General features: G+C 77.0%; 1 protein-coding gene and 1 pseudogene. Both read left to right on the top strand.

Annotation, left to right across the window (positions count from 1 at the left end):
• A pseudogene (locus DQW85_RS21980) lies at window positions 1-376 on the top strand (hypothetical protein); the annotation flags it as partial.
• Between the two features lie 103 nt (window positions 377-479).
• A partial coding sequence (locus tag DQW85_RS21975; RefSeq protein WP_338043404.1) for a glycosyltransferase occupies window positions 480-769 on the top strand: 290 nt, incomplete at its 3' end.

Raw genomic sequence — 769 nt, 5'->3', positions numbered from 1 at the left:
GGTCGCGGGCGGTCTCGCCGGCTACCTCGCGGGTGCCGCGGTGGTGGCCGTGCTGGACGCTCGGAGCATCCTGGCCAACGTCGGGGCCGCCGTGCTGGCCGCGATCGCGGCGCTGGCCGCCGGCGGGTCGGTGGCGGCGCTGGTCGATCGGGATGACGCCAGGGAGGTGGCCGGTAGGCTCGCGCGTGGCGGTAAGGCGGCCCCGCGCGGCGAGTCAGACGTGCGCGGTGCCTCGGGCGTCCGTGGCGAGCCGGGTGTTCGCGGCCAGTCGGACCTGCGCGGCCAGTCGGACCTGCGCGGCGAGTCGGATGTGCGTGGCGAGTCGGATGTGCGCGGCCAGTCGGATGTGCGTGGCGAGGCGGGGCCTGAGGGATGAGTCGGGGCCCTGGAGCGGTGCGTGGGCGTGGCGAGGTGAGGAGCCGGATCGGGCCTGTGAGGCAGGGCCCGGCGGGGCTGCGAGGAAGGGAACGGCAGTGCGGGTGGCATTCGTCCTGGGCACCACGTCCGGCGGTACGGGCCGGCACGTGCGGATGCTGGCCGAGGGGCTGCTCCGGCGGGGGCACCAGGTCCTGGTGGTGGGGCCGCGGAGCGTCGAGGAGCGGTTCTCCTTCTCCGGCGCCGGTGCCCGGTTCGTCCACGTGCCCGTCTCGGACCGGCCCCATCCGCTCGACGACGTCCGGGCCGTGCTCGCCGTCAGGCGGCTGACCGCGGGGGCCGATGTCGTGCACGCGCACGGCCTGCGGGCGGGCGCGCTCGCCGCGCTGGGCCG

Origin of the sequence: Nonomuraea lactucae (assembly GCF_003313395.1) — a bacterium.
GTDB classification, from domain to species: Bacteria; Actinomycetota; Actinomycetes; order Streptosporangiales; family Streptosporangiaceae; genus Nonomuraea; species Nonomuraea lactucae.
Note: the sequence above shows the minus strand (reverse complement) of the source record. Positions and strands in the feature narration are given on the sequence as shown.